Here is a 19,261-nt window from a genome sequence, read left to right as displayed (position 1 = left end):
CCCGCGCGTCGAATCCCCGGTGCTACCGGGCAATCACGGCGACGGCTGGATAGGCTAGGCGACGATGACGGCTATGTGGTTCGGGTTAGCAGCGATCGCACTCGTGGGTGCGGTCGTCCTGCTGTATTTCGATCGGGTCCAGCGGCAGCGCACCGGACACGCGAGACAGGTGTGGGCGAAGTCCCAGGGCTACACCTACGTGTCGGTGGAGCCCGCGCTCGCCTCGACGTGGCGCCGTGGCGCGCTGGCCAAGCTCGGCTATCTCTCGGCGGTCGACGTGGTCTCCGGTATTCGCAAGGGCGAGAAGTTCGTGCTCTTCGACCTGGAGGACGCCGCGACCCTGGTGGCCGTGCGACGCCAGATCGGCTCCGAGATCGATGTCGACATGCGGCTCAAGACCGCCGCGCCGCCGAAGGACCACGATCTGGAACTGCTCGGCGCCATCGGCGACCGGGTCGTGTTCGCCACCGACCCCGAGATCGCGCGCCACGCGGTGGATCAGCGGATGGTCGGCTTCATCGAGTCGCTGTCCGACACCGTGCAGATGCTGTGGAGTGAGGGCAACTGGACCCTCGGCATGCTCCCCGTCGGCAGCGGATCCAAGGACTGGGAGACCGCCATCGACGTGGTGCTCCGCCTATCCGGCCTGCTGCACGTGCTGCCCCCGGTGGCCGAGCCGAACGAGTTCACCCGGCCGCGGTCGAGTGCCAATCTCGCACCCGGTTTCCGACCCGAGTACGACGACGAAGACGACGATCGCGAATTCGCCGTGGGTCGTGCGGAATACGCCGATGTGGAAGAACGTGGCCGCGCCCGTTTCCCCGGCCCCGACGAACTCGACTCCGATGACGAGCCCTTCGCCCCCCGTGGTTCCGCGGCCCGCCTGCCCGATGACGACGAGCCCTACCGTGGCGCCCGCTTCCCCGAAGTCGACGCGCCCTCCGCGCCGCGTGGCTCCGCGACCCGCGACGTGGACGATCGCGCACCGATCGGCGGCCGCGCCCCCGCTCTGCCCGCCGACTACGATCCCGATCTCGACGACCCCGAGTTCGAAGACCAGCCCGCCCCCGGCCGCCGCCCGCTCGGCGAACCGCCGAAGCGCCCGTCGCTGGCCGTCGTCCCCGAGCCGCGTCCCCGCCCCGAGCCACCGCTCGACGACGCGGAATCGGGTCAGCCGGGCGGACCGTTCCACCCCGGTTTCCGCCCCTACCAGGGCCCTGTTCCGAAGTGATCCACCTGCCGCGGTAGTCGTCGCGGCACCCCGTCGACCGGAATCGACCAGCGATGTCTGATAGTCCTTCACGTCTGCCCGGCGTGCACCGCCCCGTCGCGATGATCACCGGACCGACGTCCGGCATCGGGCAGGGTTTCGCCCACCGTCTCGCCGCCCTCGGCTACGACCTGGTCCTCGTCGCCAGGAACGAGGAACGCCTGCGCGCACTCGCCGACGATGTGGCCCGCCGTTTCGCCACGTCGGCCGAAGTCGTCGTCGCCGACCTGGCCGATGACGACGATCGCGCTCGCGTCGCGGCCAGAGCCGCCCAGGGCATCGAATTCCTCGTGAACAACGCGGGTTTCGCGCATTCGGGTGAGTTCTGGACCCTCGAGCCCGCGGAGCTGCAGGCCCAGCTCGACGTCAACGTCACCTCGGTCCTGCAACTCACCAGGGCGGCCCTGCCGCCGATGGTCGCGGCGGGCGCGGGTTCGATCGTGAATGTGGCGAGCGTGGCCGGGTTGATCCCCGGACGGGGGTCGACCTACTCGGCCTCCAAGGCCTACGTCGTATCCTTCACGGAGGGTTTAGCGGGTGGATTGGTGGGCACCGGTGTCCGCATCCAAGCGCTGTGCCCCGGATTCGTGCACACCGAGTTCCACGAGCGCGCGGGCATCGAGATGAATTCGCTGCCCGAGCGCCTGTGGCTCGACGTCGACCAGGTCGTCGACGGGTGCCTGCAGGATCTGGACTCCGGCCGGGTGATCAGCGTGCCCGGCGTGCAGTACAAGGTGCTTACCGCGGTAGCGGGCTTCATCCCGCGCACCCTGGTGGCCCGCATGAATCGCGGACTCTTCAACGCACGCGGAAGGACATGACTTAGATGATCGACCAAGCACGTCAGGCGCTCACGAAGGCCGATCGCGACCAGCTGGCCGCCCTCGTGCGCGAGCTCGCGGTCGTGCACGGCAAGGTGACGCTGTCCTCGGGCAAGGAAGCCGACTACTACGTCGACCTGCGCCGCGCGACCCTGCATCACCAGGCGGCGCCGCTGATCGGGACGCTGCTGCGTGAGCTCGTCGCCGACTGGGACTTCGACGCTGTCGGCGGGCTCACCATGGGCGCCGATCCGGTCGCGATGGCCGTGATGCACGCGCCGGGCCGTCCGATCGACGCCTTCGTGGTCCGTAAGGCCGCCAAGGCGCACGGCATGCAGCGCCAGATCGAGGGCCCCAATATCGTCGGCAAGCGCGTGCTCGTCGTCGAGGACACCACCACCACCGGCAACTCGCCGCTCACCGCGGTGCGCGCGTTGCGCGACGCGGGCGCGATCGTGGTCGGCGTTGCCACCGTTGTCGACCGGGAAACCGGTGCTGACCAGGTGATCGCCGAGGAGGGGCTGGAATATCGATCCATCCTCGGTCTCGACGATCTCGCCCTGGGATAGCCTGAACAACGCCGAACCCGGATGACGACGTGGTCTGTCCGGAAAGTCTGAAGGACGTGTGAGTCACCTGTGGTGAGCATTGCAGTAAACAAAGGTCGCGACAACGTTGCGATGCTCGGGATCGGTGCCTACCGTCCGCAGCGCATCGTCACCAACGCCGAAGTGTGCGAGACCCTCGACTCGACGCCCGACTGGATCTTCGAGCGCACCGGTATCCACAACCGGCGCTGGATCAGTGGCGACGAGACGATCCGGTCGATCGCCGCGGCCGCCGGTGAGCGCGCGCTGAACAACACCCCGATCGATCGATCCAAGATCGGCGCGGTCGTCCTGTGCACGTCGAGCTGGCTCAAGCTCACCCCGCACGGCGCCCCTTCGGTGGCCTTCGACCTCGGGCTCAACGGGGTTGCCGCCTTCGATTTAACGTCCGGCTGCGGTGGCTTCTGTTACGGGCTCGGTGTGGCCGCCGACCTCATCCGCGCAGGCTCGTTCGACTATGTGCTGGTGATCGGCGCCGAGACGATGACCGTCGGCCTCGACCCCACCGACCGCGGCACCGCGATGATCTTCGGTGACGGCGCGGGCGCTGTGGTCGTCGGTCCGGCCGAGGACAACGGCATCTCCCCGACAGTCTGGGGCAGTGACGGTGAGAACGCCGAAGCGATCGCCCAGGACGTCGATTTCCTGGAGTACATGAACAAGGCGCAGGCCCTGCAGGGCACCGATCCGGCGGTCGAGGCCGTCGGCCGGATGTCGCTGCACATGGAGGGCCCCAAGGTCTTCCGGTGGGCCGCGGTCACGTTGCCGCGCGCGCTCTCCGCGGCGCTCGAGACCTCCGGCGTGGCCAAGGAGGACATCGAGGTGTTCGTCCCGCACCAGGCCAACGCCCGGATCAACGAGCTGATGAAGAAGAACCTCGGCCTGGCCGAGAGTGTCCCGATCGCCAACGACATCGAGAACACCGGCAACACCTCCGCCGCCTCCGTGCCACTGGCGATCGAGGAAATGCTGGTCACGGGCAAGGCGAAGGGCGGTCAGCTCGCGCTGCTGCTCGGCTTCGGCGCGGGTCTGAGTTACGCGGGCCAGGTAGTGACGCTGCCGCCCGCCCCGAAGGAACCGAGCTTCTGACATGCGAGGGCTGCGCGCCGCTTATCTAGGGGCGGCGGCGGTCACCGTGTTCGGTGCCGTCACCGGCCGCGACCGCCTGCAATGGGTCGCCAAGCCACTGCTGATGCCGCTGCTCGCCGCCGACACGGTGGCCGGCGGCGTCGATCTCGATCCGGCCGAACGCCGGCTGCTGCTCGGCTCGCTGGCCGCCGCGACGGTCGGCGATGTGCTGCTGCTCGACCCCGACGACGACCGCCGCCTCATCGCGGGCGCATCGTCGTTCGCGGTCATGCAAACCGGCTACTCCCTGCTGTGGTGGAAGCGCGGTGCCCGGCCGCGCCCCGAGATCGCCCTCCCGCGCGTGGTGGCCTGGGTCGGCGCGGCGGGCTTGCTGCGCGCCAAAGCCCCGAACCTCGTTCTGCCGCTCACCGCCTACGGCGCGACATTGGGAACGGCCGCGACCCTCGCTTCGGACCCGGCTCTCGCCCCGGATGCGAAAGACATCGCGGGCCTGAACATTCCGAACTCCGACCCGCGCAGTCGCTACGGCGTCGGGGCCCTGCTGTTCACGATCTCGGATGCGCTGATCGTCGTGCGCCGCCTCTTCGCCCGCGACGACCGCACCCGCCGGATCGCCGAGGGCGTCATCCTGGCGACCTACGCCTGCGCGCAATACCTGCTCACTGTCCCGCCTCCCCGTGATCGGGGCCGAACGTAGGATCTCGCACCGGTAGCGTCTCGCGTTCCCGCTCGCCGGTGAGTTCGTGATACTCGGTGTCACACGGCGCTAACTCAGGTGTCGCCGGGCCGCAACACCTCGCGCGCACGCTTCCTAGATGAGTGGGGAAGCGCAGTTCATCGAGGTGCACGGGTATCGCCGGGCGTTCCGGATGGCCGGAACCGGTCCGCCGCTGCTGCTCATCCACGGCATCACCGACAGCTCGGGGACGTGGGCGCCGGTCTTCGACGCGCTCGCCGAGCATTACACCGTGATCGCACCTGACCTGCTGGGCCACGGCGAATCGGACAAACCGCGCGGTGACTACGCCGTGGCGGCCTACGCCAACGGCATGCGCGATCTGCTCAGCATCCTCGGCATCGAGCGGATCACCGTCGTCGGGCACTCGCTCGGCGGCGGTGTCGCGATGCAGTTCGCCTACCAGTTTCCCGAGAAGGTGGAGCGGATCGCACTGGTGTGCCCGGCGGGAATGGGTGCGGGGGTGCACCCCGCGTTCCGGCTCGCGACACTGGCGGGCGCAGGCCCGGCGCTGATGGCGATCACCAGCTGGCCGGTGCGCACCGCGGTGACGGCCGCGGTGCCGATCGTCACCGCACTGGGTGGCCTCGGCCTCGGTCCCGACGCCGAATACGTGCTCCGCCTCTACGGTCACCTCTCCGACTCCGGCGCTCGCAACGCCTTCCTGCGCACCATCCGCGCGGCCGCCGACCGCCGCGGCCAGACGATCACCATGCTCGACCGCGGCTATCTCGCCGCCCACTTGCCCACGCTGGTCGTCGGCGGCACCCGCGACACCGTCATCCCGTCGGGTCACGCGGATCGCGCGCACCGCGCCTTCCCGGGCAGTCGCATCGAAATCTTCGCGGGCGCAGGTCATTTCCCGCATCATTTCGACCCCGACCGCTTCGTCGCGCTGATCCGCTCGTTCATCGAGGAGACCGACCCGGCCGTCTTCGACCCCCTGCGCTGGCAGCGCACCCTCCGCCGCGGTCGCCCGATCGTCGGTCTCCCGTCACCCGCGCCGTCGAACAACCCGGAGCCCGCTGTCGACCCCGCGCGGACGAACGGACACGCCCCGCTCACAGCGCCAGGATGATCCGATCCCGGTCCTGCGGGTCCACCCGAATCGGAACTGTCTGTCCGACAACCATTCTGGGCTTGTGCACCGGCATCACGTCTACCACGATCGTCCCGTGGTAGCTCTCGGACCCGGGCACCGTGAGCTCCACCTCGAACTCGGTGAGCTCACTCGCGTGATCGGTCCGGCTCAACGGGTGCACCCCGTCGATGCGCGCCCACCCCTCGAGCCCGTGCCTGAGCAATCGCCGATCCGCCCGCGTCGGCATCGAAGCCCACGTCATCGCGATCCCGCACGCCGAACCGAACAGCCCGACCATGATCATCACCTGAAACGGTGCGGTGCCCGGCGGCGCGTGCGGAGCCAACCACCCCAACCACACCGCGAGCGCGATCAGATACCCCGCCACGACGCCGATCAGCGCCCGCGAAACTCGCGCATGATCCATCACGCTCACCACCGAAAAGACTCTGTCCCTCCAGGATAAACGGCGATTCGGGGCGGTCGCGATTACGCTTCGGTCATGAGTTACCCGGACAACGGGCCCCAGGGCTACCCGCAGGGCTATCCCCAGGGCTACTACGGCCCGCCGCCCGAGCATCCGCAGGCCACCACGGTCCTCGTCCTCGGTGTGCTCGGCATGTCGCTGTGTGGGTTGTGCGCTCCGTTCGCCTGGCTCAAGGGTCGCGGCGTGCTCGCTGAAATCGATGGCTCCGGTGGGCAGATCGGTGGTCGCACGCAGGTGTACGCCGGCTACATCCTCGGCATCGTCGGTACGTGCTTGCTGGCCTTCACCGTCTTGATCTTCGGCGTCGCCCTGGTGCTGATGATCGTCGGCGCGATGGCCGATTCCTCGTCGTAGCGAGGCCCCGCCTAGCATTGCCGGGTGAATGAAGCAGAGGTCGCGGGCCCGACCGAGTGGGGCGAGCACCCGCACGGCCTCGGTCCGTGGGAGCAGGAATACGACACCCCCGTCCCCACCGACGCGCGCTATGACCCTGTTCTGCTGGCCGAGGGCGACCGCCGCAACGTCGTCGACACCTACCGCTACTGGACCCGCGAGGCGATCGTCGCCGACATCGACGCCCGCCGTTTCCCCTTCCACGTGGCCATCGAGAACTTCGGCCACGACGCCAACATCGGCACCGTGGTTCGTACCGCCAACGCCTTCGCCGCCGCCGCGGTGCACATCGTCGGCAGACGGCGCTGGAACCGGCGTGGTGCCATGGTCACCGACCGCTACCAGCACCTCGTCCACCACAGCGACCTCGCCGAACTGCGTGAGTTCGCCGCGCGCGAGGGCTTGACGGTGGTTGCCGTCGACAATGTGCCCGGCGCGGTCCCACTCGAGACCGCCGAACTGCCACGCGAGTGCCTGCTGCTGTTCGGCCAGGAGGGTCCCGGCGTCAGCGACGACGCGAAAAACGCAGCGGCCCTGACCGTTTCGATCGCCCAGTTCGGCTCGACCCGCAGCATCAACGCCGGTGTCGCCGCGGGCATCGCCATGCACGCCTGGATCCGTCAACACGCCGACCTGTCTGCGGCCTGGTAACGGAATGGGCACGGAATGTCGGTACCACCTGGCACCATGGAGCCATGACCTCGCGCAGCGGCCGGCGCCCCCAGCCCTCTGATCGCGCCGGATCCGTGCCCACCCCGGCGCTGTGGTCCGAGCGTGCCGACATGGCCGAGTCCGCGATTGTCTCGCGGCATCTGCGGACGCTGTGGGGTTGTCCCGGAACGGAATTGGGTGTTGTCGGCTGGCCGGCGACTCGTCGCGAACGAGCGTTCGCGGGCTGGCACTACTGGTGGCAGGCCCACCTGCTCGACGTCGCGGTCGACGCCGCCAATCGTGTCCCCACCCCCGCCCGCCGCAGGCGCATCGGCGCGATCGCCCGCGGCATCCGGCTACGCAACATCACCGGCTGGACCAATCGCTACTACGACGACATGGCCTGGCTGGCCATTGCCCTGGAACGCGCCGAGCGCACCCAGGAACTCACCTCGGCGCGCAGCGGCCTGCTCGCCCTCGAACAGAAGCTCTACGGCGCCTGGGAACCGGAGGTCGGCGGCGGTATTCCGTGGCGGATCAAATCGGACTTCTTCAACGCCCCCGCCAACGGCCCAGCGGGCATCGCGCTCTTACGCCTCGGCCGGGTGGAGCGCGCCCGAGAGGTGGCCGACTGGCTCGACGCCACCCTCCGCGACCCCGAATCCGGCCTGATCCTCGACGGGATCCACCTACCCTCGGGCGAGGTCGAACGCCCGGTGTTCAGCTACTGCCAGGGAGTCGTGCTCGGTCTGGAAACCGAGCTGGCCGTGCACACCGACGACGACGAACGTCACATCGAACGAGTCAGCGGCTTGCTGGCCGCGGTGGAAGAACACATGACCACCCGCCTGGTGATCAACGGTGGCGGCGGCGGTGACGGTGGGCTGTTCAACGGCGTATTGGCGCGCTACCTCGCGGTGGTCGCCCTGATGTTGCCCGGCGAGGGCAAGCAGGCCGAAACCGATCGGCGCACCGCCGCGGCCATTGTCAAAGCCTCGGCCACCGCCGCCTGGGCCAATCGGCTCGAGTTCGAAGGCGAGCCGCTGTTCGGATTCGACTGGAGCAAGCCGGCCAGGCTGCCAGGTGGCACCGCAGGCGCGGGCAAATTCACCGCGGGCGGTTCGGTGACGGCCTCGGCGGTGCCCGAACGCGACCTGTCCGTGCAGCTGGCCGGCTGGATGTTGATGGAAGCGGCCTACCAGGTCACCGCGGCCGGGCTGTAGCTCAGCGCTCGGACTCGACCGCGACGCTCGGCTCGAGGTCGTAATCCTCGACCGGCCGCGCCATCTCCTGGCGATAGTGCCGGATACCGAGGACGGTGCCGACGATCAGACCGACGACCAGCGTGCCGATCACCGCGGGCATCAGCCACGGAACCTGTTCGAGGAACTCGCCCGCGTAGTACCCGATCAGCAACAGCACCGGCGCCCAGATAACCGCGCCGAGCGTGCTGGCGACGGTGTAGCGCCGATGATCCATCCCGGCCGCACCCGCCACCATCGGGCACAGCGTGCGCACCCACGGAATCCAGCGGGCCACCAGTACCGCGAGGAACCCGTGCCGTTCGAGCAGATCGGTGACCTTGGCCAGATTCTTGGTGTTGATATATCGGCCGTTCTTGCGCGCGACCAGGCGGTGCCCGGTTCGCGCCCCGACGACATAACCCACCTGATTACCCGCGATCGCGGCGAGCATGGTGCCCACCGACAACGCCCAGACCTGCGCTTCGCCATTGGCGTGCGAGGCGAGCACGATGCCCGCGGTGATCAGCATGGAATCACCGGGCAGGAACAGCCCGATGATGAACGCGCATTCGAGAAAGACGAAAACTAGCACCACCGTGCAGACCACAGCGGGGCCTGCTGAGATCAGCGGATCGAAGCTGCCCATAGCGAGGGTCGACGGTACTGCGGTCACAGGGATCAGTGCGTCTCGTTCGTCGAAGCAGCCAGCTCGCCGCTCTGCGCCGACGCGCCCGGTGCGTTGCGGCGCTCGAGCACCTTCTTACCGACCGTGATGATCGCGGGCAGGATCGAGACGAACACGATCAGCAGGAAGATTCCCTCGATGTGGTCGCGGATGAACGGCACATTGCCGAGGAAGTAGCCGAGGATCGTGACGCCGCCACCCCACAGGACCGCGCCGACGATGTCGAACGCCACGTACTTGCGGTAGCTCATCTGCGACACACCGGCCAGCACCGGCATGAACGTACGCACGATCGGCACGAACCTGGCCAGGATGATGGTCTTGGGGCCGTGCTTCTCGAAGAACTCGTGTGTCTCGGTGACGTAGTGCTTCTTGAAGAAGCGGCTGTCTTCCTTCTTGAAGATGGCCGGACCGATCTTTCGGCCGATCCAATACGCACACTGGTCGCCTAGGAAGGCTGTGAGAATCACCAACGGCACGAGGACCCAGATCGAGAGGGTCGAGCCCGGTTGCGCGGCGAGCATGCCGCCGGTGAACAGCAGCGAGTCACCTGGCAGCAACGGGAACAGCAGACCGGTCTCGATGAAGACAATCGCCAGGATGGCGGGCAGCACCGCGTTCGCGAGCCAGGTCTCCTGGAGTAGATACATCGGGTCCAGCAACTGGGTCAACGCAAGGTTGGTCGTCACCGCATCGGATACCGCCAGCAAAGTCACGGCCCCCACAGTACCGGTCCGATCTGTGACATGAGTGCCCTGCGGGTGAACCTCAGCCCACCGGGTGATCTCGCGTTCGCCTTCCTAATTTAGGGTGTGGCCTGACAGAATTGGTTTTTGCTCCCCACAAGACGGAGGTCACTGCTGTGCCTATCGCGACCCCGGAGGTCTACGCCGAGATGCTCGGCCGGGCCAAGGCGCACTCGTTCGCGTTCCCGGCTATCAACTGCACGTCGTCGGAGACGATCAACGCCGCCATCAAGGGCTTCGCCGACGCGGGCAGTGACGGCATCATCCAGTTCTCCACCGGTGGTGCCGAGTTCGGCTCCGGTCTGGGCGTGAAGGACATGGTCACCGGCGCGGTGGCACTGGCCGAGTTCGCGCACATCGTCGCCGCGAAGTACGACGTGACGATCGCGCTGCACACCGACCACTGCCCCAAGGACAAGCTGGACACCTATGTGCGTCCGCTGATCGCGATCTCGCAGGACCGCGTGAACGCCGGTCTGAACCCGCTGTTCCAGTCGCACATGTGGGACGGCTCGGCCATCCCGATCGACGAGAACCTCGAGATCGCCCAGGAGCTGCTGAAGGCCTGTAAGTCGGCCAACATCATCCTCGAGGTCGAGATCGGTGTGGTCGGCGGCGAGGAAGACGGCGTCGAGGCCGAGATCAACGACAAGCTCTACACCTCGCCCGAGGACTTCGAGAAGACCATCGCCGCGCTCGGCGCGGGCGAGAACGGGCAGTACCTGCTGGCCGCCACCTTCGGCAACGTGCACGGTGTGTACAAGCCGGGCAACGTGGTGCTCAAGCCCGAGGTGCTGGCCGAGGGGCAGCGCGTCGCGGCCGAGAAGCTGGGCCTCGAGTCCGGTGCGCAGCCGTTCGACTTCGTGTTCCACGGTGGTTCGGGCTCGCTGAAGTCCGAGATCGAGGACTCGCTGCGCTACGGCGTGGTGAAGATGAACGTCGACACCGACACCCAGTACGCCTTCACCCGCCCGGTCGCCGGTCACATGCTCGCCAACTACGACGGTGTGCTGAAGATCGACGGCGAGGTCGGCAACAAGAAGGTCTACGATCCGCGCAGCTACCTGAAGAAGGCCGAGACCTCGATGGCCGCGCGCGTGACCGAGGCCTGCAACGACCTGAAGTCGGCCGGACGCTCCGTGAGCAGTTTCTGATTTTCGTACCAACCAACGGGGCCCGAGCTCATGAGTCTTGATGTCCGTGTGCTCGGGCCCGTCCGACTGCTCGTCGGCGGCGAGCCGGTAGCGGTCGGCGGGCCCAAGCCGCGCGCCCTCCTTGCCGCGCTCACCGTCAATCGGCGGCGCGCGGTGTCTTCTGCTGTGCTCGCCGAGATGGTCTGGAACGAGGACCCGCCGGATTCCTACGCGGCCAGCCTGCAGGTGTTCGTGTCGAACATCCGTAAAGCGCTGCGCAACGCCGGGATCGACTCCGCGCAGGTGCTGCGGACCGAGGGTGCGGGTTATCGGCTCGAAATCCCCGATACCGCGTGCGATCTCGGACGTTTCGAGAGTGCGCGCGAAGCGGGCTCGCGGTGTTTGGACGTCGGTGACCACCCAGGTGCCGCCAACCTTTTCGGTGCGGCGCTGCGGGAATGGACCGGGCGGGCGCTGGCCGACCTGGCCGGATTGCAATTCGCCGACGGGTTCGCCACCGCGATGAACGAGGAGCGACTACTCGCCGTCTCCGCGCGCGTCGATGCGGAAATCGCCTGTGGCCGGGCGTCTTCGGTGATCGGCGAGTTGGTGTCGATGACCAACGAGCATCCGCTGCGCGAGCCGCTGTGGGGGCAGTTGATCACCGCGCTGTATCTGTCCGGGCGGCAGGCGGACGCGCTGGAGGCGTGCCGGCGGGTGCGCAACGTGCTGGCCGAGGAGCTGGGAATCGACCCGGGGGCCGCGCTGATCGAGCTGGAGCGGCAGGTGCTGCGCCAGGAGCCGTTGAATGTGCTGGCGTCCAGGCGATCTGACCAGGTGGCCGCGGCGATGACCGAGACCGTCACCGAGGTGCCGCAGTCGATTCGCAACGGCAATCTGCGGTTCGCCGATGGGCGGACGCTGCCGATTCCCCACGGGGGGATCAGGATCGGCCGGATGACGGATAACGAACTCGTTCTCGATGATCCGAAAGCGAGCCGGTATCACGCGCACATCATGCCCAGCCGTGCCGGGCTGCTGATCAAGGATCTGCACTCGGCCAACGGGGTTTATGTCAACGAGGTGCCGATCGACAACGGGGCACTGCTGGCCGACGGGGACGTAATCCGTATCGGCGGAACGGTTCTGGTGTTCATCGCGGTGAAGTAGGGGTGGGTCCGCTCGGCCTGGGTCGACGGTCGGGTGCGGCGCAGCTCGATTGATTGCCACTCGGGATCAGGGGCTGGTCACCGCGCTCTGTCGGTTGGCTCGGTAGCGGCCAGGAGTACTGCCGATGATGTTCGTGAAGGCGGTGATGAAGCCGCTGGGGTTGGCCCATCCGCAGGCGTAGGCGGTTCGAGTGATGTCGTATCCATCGGCGAGAAGCACGAGGGCGTGGTAGATGCGTAGCTGGGTGCGCCACTCGTAGAAGGTCATGCCGAACTCGTTGTGTAACAGCCGGCTGAGGGTGCGGGCGCTGGCACCGATCGCCCTGCCGAGCTCGGCCATCGAGCTGTTGTCCGCCGGGTTGTCGGACAGTTTTCGCGCGAGGGCCCGCAGGCGGTCGTCCCGTGGTTCCGGCAGGTAGAGGGGCTGCTCCTGCGTCTCTCTGAGTTCGTCGACGAGGACCCGAAGGAGACGGGTGCGCGCCGAAGGGCTATAGCCCGGCGCGGCGTCGCCGTATATGTGCGGCCCGGTCAGGGCGAGCAGGAGCTCACGCGCGAGGTCGGTGGCCGAGAACACCGCAGGCCGGTCCGGTATGCGCCTGGCCAGGGACGCCGAGACGAAGACGATCCGCATGTCCGTGTTGCCGTGGGCGCTGTGCCGGTGGGTGATTCCAGCGGGTGTCCACGCAATCCGGTCGGCGGGAACGATGGAGATGCCGTGGTCGGTGTGGACGGTCAGAACGCCGGTGGCAGCGTAGACCAGGTGCCCGCGTGCGTGCGACTGCACGGAGCTGGAGCCGCCCGACAGCCACAGGTGTCGTCCGCCGGACGGCCACACAAGCGAGGTCACGCCCGTGGGATCGGTCGGTTGGCGAGGAACGGGCATCAGGAGGCAGTTTATCGGTGGCGCGCCGGCCTGCGGAAGTGGTGATCTGGTCTGGTCCTTCGTGAGTGATCCAAAAAGGGAGATCTGCCATGGCAACGTTCATCCTCGTCCCCGGCGCGTGGCACGGCTCCTGGACGTTCGAGGCGGTGACTCCGCTGCTGGAGGCCGCCGGGCACACCGTCCACGCCCTGACCCTGACGGGACTGCGGCCCGACGAGGATGACCTGACTGTGGCACGCGCCAACCTCGACACACACGCCGATGACGTCGTGCGCCTGCTGGAGACCGCGCAGATCACCGCCGCGACGCTCGTCGGACACAGCTATGGCGGGATGGTGATCTCAGCCGCGGCCGACCGCGCCGCGGGCCGCATCTCGCGTCTGGTTCATCTCGACGCCTACGTTCCGCGCGACGGCGAATCGTGTTGGTCCTTGACCACCGAGGCCTACCGGCAGTCGTTCGTCGATGGCGCGGCAGACACGGGTTACGCCGTGCGCCCACCGTTTCGGGCCCCGCACGGCGGCGAACCTCGCCGCCGCCCCCACCCACTGGCCTCCCTTGTCCAGAGAATCCGACTCACCGGCGCCGTCGATCGCATCCCCCGGCGCGACTTCATCTATTGCTCCGGGTGGGAAGACGACACTCCCTTCGCCGGACTCCGCGCCCGGCTCCGAGCCGCGCCCGGCTGGCACGTCCACGACATCCCATCCGGCCACAACGCGATGCGCGAGGCCCCAGGTGCCGTCGCCGACCTACTGCTGAGGTGAAGAGTGGGCGTGCCGCACCGCAACAGCCCGCCGACCGCAGAAGGTCCGAGCGGCCGGTGGGGCTGCGTGCACCCAGGAGTCGTGGGAGCGGGCCGGGTGGTGGGTTACGTCAGGCGGATTTCGGCTGCCGCTCGGCCGAAGAGCTTGCGGCCCTCCGAGATTCCGCTCAGCAGGACGGTTGCCGCGCGGCGATCGCTGTCGATCGACTTGATCTTTCCGGAGAATTCGATGACGCCTGCCTCGGCGGGGGGAACCGGAACGAATCCCGAGAAGCGGACGCTCAGTTTCTCGATGGCGGTCGGGTCGCCCAGCCAGTCGGTCAGGTACTGCGCGGCCAGGCCCATGGTGAGTAGGCCGTGCGCGACCACGGTGGGGAGCCCGGCCAGTTCGGCGGCGCGGTCGCTGAAGTGGATCGGGTTGGGGTCGCCGGAGACGCCGGCGTAGTTGGCCAGGTCGCCGCGAGTCAGGCGGGCGGTGGCGGGGGGAAGTTCGGTTCCCTTTGTCAGAGAGTCGAATTCGGGGGTGGTGTTGACCGCGACGGTTTCGCGCGCGGGGAGTGCGGGGGCAGGGCCGGTGTGGCGGATCAGGAGATCACCCGCGCCGACGCCGCCGATGGTGTCGGGGCGCGGGTGCATGCTGATGTTCTCGACGGCCTCGACGATATTGGGGTCGACCTCGATGCCGCGGCGGGCCACGATCGTGGTGGTGCCCTGCACGGCGACCTGGTCGTGCTGGTTGCGCAGCTTGAAGCCGACGTTGATGAAGTCGTTGTCGCCGAACTGGCGGATCGACTCGATCTCGATCTCGGTGCTGATCCGGTCGCCCGCCAGCATCGGGTGGAACAGCTCGAAGACCTGGTCGGTCTGCAGCACCTGCGACAGGTCGTACTCGGTGAGCACGCTGTCGAGCAGGGCGCGGGTGGCGGTCATGCCGATCACCGACGCGAAGGTCGGCGGGGCGATCACCCCGTCGTAGCCGAGCTTGCGCGCGTCGACTTCCTGCTGATGGGCGGGGTGCAGATTCTGCACCGCGCGAGCGAATTCCCGGATCTTCTCGCGGCCGACTTCGTAGTGATCGCGGAACGCGAAGCGCTGACCGACCAGCGTCGCATCCGGGACCACAGCATCGATGTCCGGCTGCTCCACTGTCTGTTCCCTGCTCATGATCCGGAAAACTTTACTTGTTCACCCATCTGGATCACCAGTTATGTGTGACCCGTCATAGCAGGCAGAACTGCCCACTACGACGGGTCTACGCACGATCAGGGAGTGCCCGCGGGATCACACACCTTCCAGCTACCGTCGGTGCGCTGCAGGTCGAACGTCCGCGCGGTCCGTTTCGACGGATCCGCCGTGGTGTACACCGTGGCCTGGGCCAGGGCGGTGTCACCGGTGATCCGGACCGCGTCCACGCTGTCGACGACCGGAATGGAACCGCGCTCGGTCGAGACGTCGTGCACGCCCTTGAACTGCTCGGGACTGATGCCCTGATAGAACGTGTGCAGCTCGCCACACGTGCTCGCCCGCAGGTCCTCCAGGTCACCGCTGCGCAGCGCGTCGGTGTAGTCCCCGATCACCGCTTTCACCTGTCCCTCGGGCGAATCGTCCGCACCGCCCATCAGTGCCACGACCGTCGCGATCAAGGCGACGACCAGCACCGCGGCGCCACCGGCAGCCAGCAGCCACTTCTTGGACCGCTCGGCGCCGGGCGCACCGGCCTCCTCGCCCTGCGCGACCCCGATCCGCTGCGGCGGCGCCACCTGCCGCTGACCCTCGGCCAACTGCTGGGCGGGTCGAGTCGGCTGGATATCCGCGGGCGAAGGCGCCGATCCACCTGTCCGCTGCGGCGCACCCGGGCCGCGAGGCGGCGACGGCTGAGTCTCCTCGACTCCCTGCTGGTCCGAATCGGCCGCGGCGGTGCCACCGGGGGACTGGTTGCCCGCAGCCGCGAGTCCTGACAGACCGGCCGCAGCGGGCCCGAACTGCTGGGGACCGGCGGGTCCTCGCTCGCCGGTAGCCGCCGGGCCCTGCTGACCGGCGGGCCCGTGCTGGCTTCGGCCCTGTTGTCCTGGACCGACAGGCCCGGGTCCGCCGGGCCGCGAGCCGGCAGGCCCTTGCTGGCCGCGTGCGGGTCCCTGCGATCCCTGCCCGTATTGGCCGGGACCCGACGGTCCCTGCTGTCCCGGACCCGCGGGGTGCTGTCCGGGGCCGGTAGGACCGCCGAGCCCGGGCTGTCCGGCCTGTCGGGGACCTGCGGGACCGCGGGGCGTATTCGGCGGCGGCGTCATCGCGGGCCGCCCACCGGCGGGTGGCACCACCCGGTCGGTTCCGCCCGGCCCGGCGGTCTTCGCCCGCTGCACCGGCATCGCGGTGGTCGGCGCATCCGCCGCACTCACCGTACGCATCGCCACGGTCCGATCCTCGGACCCGGAGCCCGCGTCCGAGGGCCCACTGGTCTGGAACTTCTCGGTCGCGTCGACATCAACCGGCTTGTCGCCCCGCGAGTCACCCTGTCCCGCAACAGCACCGGACTGCACGGCCCCGGACCCTGCTGCCCCGGACCCTGTGGCCCCGGACCCGGCGGCTGCGGACCCGGCGGCTGCGGACCCGGCGGCTGCGGACCCGGCGGCTGCGGACCCTGTGGCCGCGGACCCTGTGGCCGCGGACCCTGTGGCTGCGGACCCTGTGGCTACGGACCCTGCCGCCGCGGACCGTGCGGCCGTGGATCCTGCGGCCGTGGATCCTGCTGCCCCGGACCCTGTGGCTGCGGACCCTGTCGCCGCGGACCGTGCGCCTGTTGCCTCGGCGTCCGCCGCCCGCTCGGCAGGTGAGGGCGCGGTGCTCGCGGGCCGTGAAGCTGTGGACCCGGTGGTCGTGACCGAGTCGGCTTCGGTGTTCGTCTTCGCCGCGGCGGTCGGGTCGTCCTTCTGCTCTGCGGTGGCGGACGCATTCGAATCAGCTTCGGCTGCGGTCCCTTCCGCGGAGCTGTCGCCGTCCTGGGCCCGTGTGTCGAAGCTGTCCTCGGCGTTCGACGTCGAGCCTCGCGCATCCGACGTCTCGTCGGATCCGCCGCTCGCCGTCGCCGCGGCACCTGCGGCGACGGCGCCTGCCGCCGCTGCTCCCACCACCGCGCCACGTGCGGTGGTGTCATTCGGTGTGGGTTCGTCGCCGTACTCCGCATCCGACGCCGCCGCGAGATCGGCCCTGTTCATCGCGGCAGTCGGCACATCGGCCTGAGCCGATTTCGCCTGGGAGCCACCCATTTTCACCGTGCGGTCATCTGCCGAACCCCCGCGCCCCACCGACGGGTTCCGCCCGGGAATCGGCATCGCGGTCGTCGGCGCGTCCGGTCCGGCGATGTCGGAACCCTGCTCGTCCCGAGCCGCTGGGCCCGAAACCTTCGCTCGGTCGTCCCGGCTCCCGCCGGGCAACCCCTTCGACAATCCGGCCAACGGCGAGCCGCCGTCAGCTGAATCCTGTTCCACCCCTTGGTCCGCTGATCGGCCATTCGATCCCGAGGGCGCGTTCCCCTGCCGCCCGGCGGAAGGCGAGCCACCACCGGGCCTGCCGACTCGCGACTCGCCACCCGGTCCGGCGGGCTGCGATCCACCGCTCACATTGCCCGGTGCGCCCGCCTGCCGAGCGCCGGGCGCACCGGCGTTTCCACCCTCGACGCGAGGTCCACCGGCCTGCTGCGAACCGGGGCCACCGCCCGGTCCGTACCCCGGATTCGGTCCACCACCTTGAGGGCTGAGCCCGCGCCCCGCTTGCGGCGATCCCGGGCCACCCGGCCCACGGCCCGCGGGCGGTCCACCCGCTTGCGCTGAACTGGGCCCGCCGCTCGGTCCGCGTCCCGCCTGCGGTCCACCCGCTTGCTGCGAACCCGGGCCGCTCGGCCCGCGTCCCGCTGGTTGTCCACTTGGCTGCTGCGAACCGGGACGACCGCTCGGCCCGAAACCCGCCTGGGGTCCACCACTCGGCCCGCGTCCCACGTGTGGTCCGCCGCCCTGCGGCGAACCGGGTCCGCCGGCCGGGCCCGTGGCACGCGGCCCGTTCTGGCCCGAATACGGTTGTGCACCGGGCGTATTGCCCGGGCGGCCTGAAGGTTGTTGAGTACCAGCAACATTGCCCGGCTGTCCCGCTCCCGGCCGCGCCCCACCGGGCGTGAACCCCGGGCGGCCCCACGACTGCTGTGCACCCGGTCCCGAAGACTGTTGCCCGCCAGGCACAGTGCCTTGTCGCGCGGAACCCTGTCCGGCGCCGGGCGCAGTGCTGTCCGGCCGCCCACCAGCGGCGTTACCCTGCGGTGCGCGAGGTCCTTCTTGTGCAGATCCACTCTGCGCCCGCGATCCACCGGAAGCCACGGGCCCACCCGGGCGCTGAGGAGCACCGGGTGCATCGGGACCACTCGGGCGCTGAGCACCACCAGGTGTATCGGGACCACCCGGGCGCTGAGCACCTCCGGGCTGATCGCCCTGCCCCGCGGCGGGCTGCGTCCCACCGGAACGTGCGTCCTGCACGCGCGCACCGTCATCGGGTCGACCCGGCAGATCTCCTCGCCGGATCACCACGGTCTCATCGGGACCCACCGGCGGTCTCGTCGCCCGGTCCGGCTCGGTGACCGACTCCGGTGCGCCGGGAGGGGACGCGGACGAATCGTCACGCTGGCCGGGCGCGCCGGGACCGGCGGACTCTGCTGCCGGGTTGTTCTCGTCGGTCGGGTCGGACACCTCTGTACCCCTCGCTCAGGCTCGAACGTTGCACTCTGCGCTCAGCCTAATAGGCACAGCGGCGAAGCGGTCCCAAGTCTCGCGCGCACGGCGGCGGCGAAGAGACAGGCAGGCTCCCGAGGTGCGACCGCCGAGTGGTCGCGAGCTTGCGCGCGCGATCGGAGCGAAGGGCGACAGCCGACGTCGCAGGGCCGGGTTCCGGGCGTGCCGCGCACAGCCCGAGCGAAGGTGAAGGCATGCGTGACGGGCGCTGCGCGGGCGAGACCGCCGGTCGCTGAGCGGCGGGCCGGTCGGCGACTGCCACAGCCTCGGTGCACAATGAACCCATGACCTCCTTCGGTGACCTGCTCGGACCGCAGCCGGTCCTCCTTCCCGAACTGATCGACGCCGAGGACGCCATTGCCGCGGGCACCGACCCGGTCGATGTCGCCGCGCAGTTCCCGGCCGCGTCGATCGCGTGGGCCCAGCTGGCGGAAGCCGCTCTGCAACGCGCCGGCGGCGAGGTGAACCACGACACCGTCGCGGCATACGCCTTCGCCCGCACCGGCTACCACCGCGGCCTCGACCTGCTGCGGCGCAACGGCTGGAAGGGTTTCGGCCCCGTCCCGTGGAGTCACGAACCCAACCAGGGCTTCCTGCGCAGCGTCGGCGCGCTGGCGAGCGCCGCGAAGACGATCGGCGAGACCGAGGAGTACGCGCGCTGCCTCGACCTGCTCGAAGACTGCGACCCGCGCGCGGCGAACGAACTCGGCCTGGACTGAGCCAGTGG

At 69.1% G+C, this 19,261-nt stretch carries 20 protein-coding genes; 14 read left to right on the top strand and 6 right to left on the bottom strand.

Going from position 1 to position 19,261, the window contains the following annotated elements; genetic code table 11:
- Positions 1 to 64 precede the first annotated feature (64 nt).
- The 6 genes from ACWGCN_RS29280 (at position 65) to ACWGCN_RS29255 (ending at position 5,602) form a co-directional block, all read left to right on the top strand.
- The gene (locus ACWGCN_RS29280; RefSeq protein ID WP_452458324.1) at positions 65 to 1,231 is read left to right on the top strand and encodes a hypothetical protein; all 1,167 of its coding nucleotides are present in this window, start codon (positions 65 to 67) and stop codon (positions 1,229 to 1,231) included.
- 53 nt (positions 1,232 to 1,284) lie between these two features.
- Positions 1,285 to 2,091 carry an SDR family NAD(P)-dependent oxidoreductase gene (locus ACWGCN_RS29275; protein ID WP_452458325.1) on the top strand — a complete coding sequence of 269 codons (807 nt, stop codon included), beginning with the start codon at positions 1,285 to 1,287 and terminating at the stop codon, positions 2,089 to 2,091.
- 5 nt (positions 2,092 to 2,096) lie between these two features.
- The gene (gene pyrE / locus ACWGCN_RS29270) at positions 2,097 to 2,660 is read left to right on the top strand and encodes an orotate phosphoribosyltransferase (protein ID WP_358061648.1); all 564 of its coding nucleotides are present in this window, start codon (positions 2,097 to 2,099) and stop codon (positions 2,658 to 2,660) included.
- Between the two features lie 69 nt (positions 2,661 to 2,729).
- A complete protein-coding gene (locus ACWGCN_RS29265) occupies positions 2,730 to 3,788 on the top strand; it encodes a beta-ketoacyl-ACP synthase 3 (protein WP_378633570.1) in 1,059 nt (352 codons plus the stop codon).
- 1 nt (position 3,789) lies between these two features.
- Complete coding sequence (locus tag ACWGCN_RS29260) at positions 3,790 to 4,485, top strand: lysoplasmalogenase family protein (protein WP_452458326.1); 696 nt, start codon at positions 3,790 to 3,792, stop codon at positions 4,483 to 4,485.
- A 118-nt stretch (positions 4,486 to 4,603) separates the two neighbouring features.
- Positions 4,604 to 5,602: an alpha/beta fold hydrolase gene (locus ACWGCN_RS29255; protein WP_379313159.1), complete on the top strand. Its 999-nt coding sequence runs from the start codon at positions 4,604 to 4,606 to the stop codon at positions 5,600 to 5,602.
- On the opposite strand, the gene ACWGCN_RS29250 is transcribed toward ACWGCN_RS29255, so the two are convergent.
- Positions 5,586 to 6,032: a hypothetical protein gene (locus tag ACWGCN_RS29250; protein ID WP_379313160.1), complete on the bottom strand. Its 447-nt coding sequence runs from the start codon at positions 6,030 to 6,032 to the stop codon at positions 5,586 to 5,588. The genes ACWGCN_RS29255 and ACWGCN_RS29250 overlap by 17 nt on opposite strands.
- Before the next feature lie 75 nt (positions 6,033 to 6,107).
- Here ACWGCN_RS29250 and ACWGCN_RS29245 point away from each other — a divergent pair, with 75 nt between their 5' ends.
- The 3 genes from ACWGCN_RS29245 (at position 6,108) to ACWGCN_RS29235 (ending at position 8,359) form a co-directional block, all read left to right on the top strand.
- Complete coding sequence (locus ACWGCN_RS29245) at positions 6,108 to 6,446, top strand: DUF4190 domain-containing protein (RefSeq protein WP_379313161.1); 339 nt, start codon at positions 6,108 to 6,110, stop codon at positions 6,444 to 6,446.
- A gap of 24 nt (positions 6,447 to 6,470) precedes the next feature.
- Complete coding sequence (locus tag ACWGCN_RS29240; RefSeq protein WP_378995876.1) at positions 6,471 to 7,136, top strand: TrmH family RNA methyltransferase; 666 nt, start codon at positions 6,471 to 6,473, stop codon at positions 7,134 to 7,136.
- A gap of 131 nt (positions 7,137 to 7,267) precedes the next feature.
- Positions 7,268 to 8,359, top strand: a complete 1,092-nt coding sequence (locus ACWGCN_RS29235) for a glycoside hydrolase family 76 protein (RefSeq protein ID WP_378995914.1) — start codon at positions 7,268 to 7,270, stop codon at positions 8,357 to 8,359.
- A 1-nt stretch (position 8,360) separates the two neighbouring features.
- On the opposite strand, the gene ACWGCN_RS29230 is transcribed toward ACWGCN_RS29235, so the two are convergent.
- Together ACWGCN_RS29230 and ACWGCN_RS29225 are read right to left on the bottom strand one after the other, a co-directional pair.
- Positions 8,361 to 9,026 (bottom strand): DedA family protein, encoded by a 666-nt coding sequence (locus tag ACWGCN_RS29230; RefSeq protein WP_378995916.1) that lies wholly within the window; start codon positions 9,024 to 9,026, stop codon positions 8,361 to 8,363.
- Between the two features lie 32 nt (positions 9,027 to 9,058).
- Positions 9,059 to 9,715 (bottom strand): DedA family protein, encoded by a 657-nt coding sequence (locus ACWGCN_RS29225; protein ID WP_378995918.1) that lies wholly within the window; start codon positions 9,713 to 9,715, stop codon positions 9,059 to 9,061.
- Positions 9,716 to 9,927: 212 nt separating this feature from the next.
- Here ACWGCN_RS29225 and fbaA point away from each other — a divergent pair, with 212 nt between their 5' ends.
- Complete coding sequence (fbaA, locus tag ACWGCN_RS29220; RefSeq protein ID WP_378633585.1) at positions 9,928 to 10,965, top strand: class II fructose-bisphosphate aldolase; 1,038 nt, start codon at positions 9,928 to 9,930, stop codon at positions 10,963 to 10,965.
- Between the two features lie 30 nt (positions 10,966 to 10,995).
- Positions 10,996 to 12,114: a BTAD domain-containing putative transcriptional regulator gene (locus ACWGCN_RS29215; RefSeq protein WP_378995878.1), complete on the top strand. Its 1,119-nt coding sequence runs from the start codon at positions 10,996 to 10,998 to the stop codon at positions 12,112 to 12,114.
- Positions 12,115 to 12,180: 66 nt separating this feature from the next.
- Here ACWGCN_RS29215 and ACWGCN_RS29210 read toward each other — a convergent pair whose 3' ends face one another.
- Positions 12,181 to 12,996 (bottom strand): AraC family transcriptional regulator, encoded by an 816-nt coding sequence (locus ACWGCN_RS29210; protein WP_387445453.1) that lies wholly within the window; start codon positions 12,994 to 12,996, stop codon positions 12,181 to 12,183.
- A gap of 89 nt (positions 12,997 to 13,085) precedes the next feature.
- Between ACWGCN_RS29210 and ACWGCN_RS29205 the strand changes: the two genes are divergently transcribed.
- The gene (locus tag ACWGCN_RS29205; protein ID WP_452458327.1) at positions 13,086 to 13,763 is read left to right on the top strand and encodes an alpha/beta fold hydrolase; all 678 of its coding nucleotides are present in this window, start codon (positions 13,086 to 13,088) and stop codon (positions 13,761 to 13,763) included.
- 104 nt (positions 13,764 to 13,867) lie between these two features.
- Here the strand turns inward: ACWGCN_RS29205 and ACWGCN_RS29200 are convergent, their stop codons facing one another.
- The gene (locus ACWGCN_RS29200) at positions 13,868 to 14,926 is read right to left on the bottom strand and encodes a fused (3R)-hydroxyacyl-ACP dehydratase subunits HadA/HadB (RefSeq protein ID WP_387445458.1); all 1,059 of its coding nucleotides are present in this window, start codon (positions 14,924 to 14,926) and stop codon (positions 13,868 to 13,870) included.
- A gap of 98 nt (positions 14,927 to 15,024) precedes the next feature.
- Positions 15,025 to 16,299 (bottom strand): Rv0361 family membrane protein, encoded by a 1,275-nt coding sequence (locus tag ACWGCN_RS29195; protein ID WP_452458328.1) that lies wholly within the window; start codon positions 16,297 to 16,299, stop codon positions 15,025 to 15,027.
- Between the two features lie 223 nt (positions 16,300 to 16,522).
- Between ACWGCN_RS29195 and ACWGCN_RS29190 the strand changes: the two genes are divergently transcribed.
- On the top strand, positions 16,523 to 16,999 hold the full coding sequence (locus ACWGCN_RS29190) for a hypothetical protein (protein WP_452458329.1): 477 nt from the start codon (positions 16,523 to 16,525) through the stop codon (positions 16,997 to 16,999).
- Positions 17,000 to 18,818: 1,819 nt separating this feature from the next.
- Positions 18,819 to 19,253, top strand: coding sequence for a DUF3151 domain-containing protein (locus ACWGCN_RS29185; protein ID WP_378633595.1), 435 nt, complete (start codon positions 18,819 to 18,821; stop codon positions 19,251 to 19,253).
- The last annotated feature ends 8 nt before the right edge of the window (positions 19,254 to 19,261 follow it).

The sequence above is a fragment of the Nocardia sp. NPDC055050 genome (genome assembly GCF_053608345.1).
Note: the sequence above shows the minus strand (reverse complement) of the source record. Positions and strands in the feature narration are given on the sequence as shown.

Coding starts and splice junctions, on each gene's coding strand:
- ACWGCN_RS29280 (WP_452458324.1), top strand. CDS start 65: ATGACGGCTATGTGGTTCGGGTTAGCAGCGATCGCACTCGTGGGTGCG.
- ACWGCN_RS29275 (WP_452458325.1), top strand. CDS start 1,285: ATGTCTGATAGTCCTTCACGTCTGCCCGGCGTGCACCGCCCCGTCGCG.
- pyrE (WP_358061648.1), top strand. CDS start 2,097: ATGATCGACCAAGCACGTCAGGCGCTCACGAAGGCCGATCGCGACCAG.
- ACWGCN_RS29260 (WP_452458326.1), top strand. CDS start 3,790: ATGCGAGGGCTGCGCGCCGCTTATCTAGGGGCGGCGGCGGTCACCGTG.
- ACWGCN_RS29255 (WP_379313159.1), top strand. CDS start 4,604: ATGAGTGGGGAAGCGCAGTTCATCGAGGTGCACGGGTATCGCCGGGCG.
- ACWGCN_RS29250 (WP_379313160.1), bottom strand. CDS start 6,032: ATGGATCATGCGCGAGTTTCGCGGGCGCTGATCGGCGTCGTGGCGGGG.
- ACWGCN_RS29245 (WP_379313161.1), top strand. CDS start 6,108: ATGAGTTACCCGGACAACGGGCCCCAGGGCTACCCGCAGGGCTATCCC.
- ACWGCN_RS29235 (WP_378995914.1), top strand. CDS start 7,268: ATGGCCGAGTCCGCGATTGTCTCGCGGCATCTGCGGACGCTGTGGGGT.
- ACWGCN_RS29230 (WP_378995916.1), bottom strand. CDS start 9,026: ATGGGCAGCTTCGATCCGCTGATCTCAGCAGGCCCCGCTGTGGTCTGC.
- ACWGCN_RS29225 (WP_378995918.1), bottom strand. CDS start 9,715: ATGTATCTACTCCAGGAGACCTGGCTCGCGAACGCGGTGCTGCCCGCC.
- ACWGCN_RS29215 (WP_378995878.1), top strand. CDS start 10,996: ATGAGTCTTGATGTCCGTGTGCTCGGGCCCGTCCGACTGCTCGTCGGC.
- ACWGCN_RS29210 (WP_387445453.1), bottom strand. CDS start 12,996: ATGCCCGTTCCTCGCCAACCGACCGATCCCACGGGCGTGACCTCGCTT.
- ACWGCN_RS29205 (WP_452458327.1), top strand. CDS start 13,086: ATGGCAACGTTCATCCTCGTCCCCGGCGCGTGGCACGGCTCCTGGACG.
- ACWGCN_RS29200 (WP_387445458.1), bottom strand. CDS start 14,926: ATGAGCAGGGAACAGACAGTGGAGCAGCCGGACATCGATGCTGTGGTC.
- ACWGCN_RS29185 (WP_378633595.1), top strand. CDS start 18,819: ATGACCTCCTTCGGTGACCTGCTCGGACCGCAGCCGGTCCTCCTTCCC.